1 protein-coding gene is annotated in these 242 nt (G+C 55.8%); it reads left to right on the forward strand.

The genetic code is table 11. The features are described 5' to 3' along the window. Window positions 1-171: hypothetical protein (locus tag QN347_RS21095; protein WP_416350924.1), on the forward strand; the 171-nt coding region annotated here is incomplete at its 5' end. Window positions 172-242 lie beyond the last annotated feature (71 nt).

Genomic DNA, 242 nt, shown 5'->3' on the forward strand with positions numbered 1-242 from the left:
GCCCAGTACTTTTATGTTAATGGTCGTTTTGTGCGCTACAAACTGCTGACACACGCCGTGCTAGCCTCGAATAAGGATGTCTTGCACGGCGACCGCTATCCCGCGTATGTGCTGGCCTTAGAACTCGACCCGGCGTTGGTTGACGTCAACGTCCACCCATCCAAAATCTAAGTACGCTTCCGCGACAGCCGCGCCGTCCATCAATTTGTCTTTCACGCCGTCAGCCGCGCCTTAGCCCTGAC

Source organism: Sphingomonas sp. 10B4, assembly GCF_035019905.1.
Lineage (GTDB): Bacteria > Pseudomonadota > Alphaproteobacteria > Sphingomonadales > Sphingomonadaceae > Sphingomonas > Sphingomonas glacialis.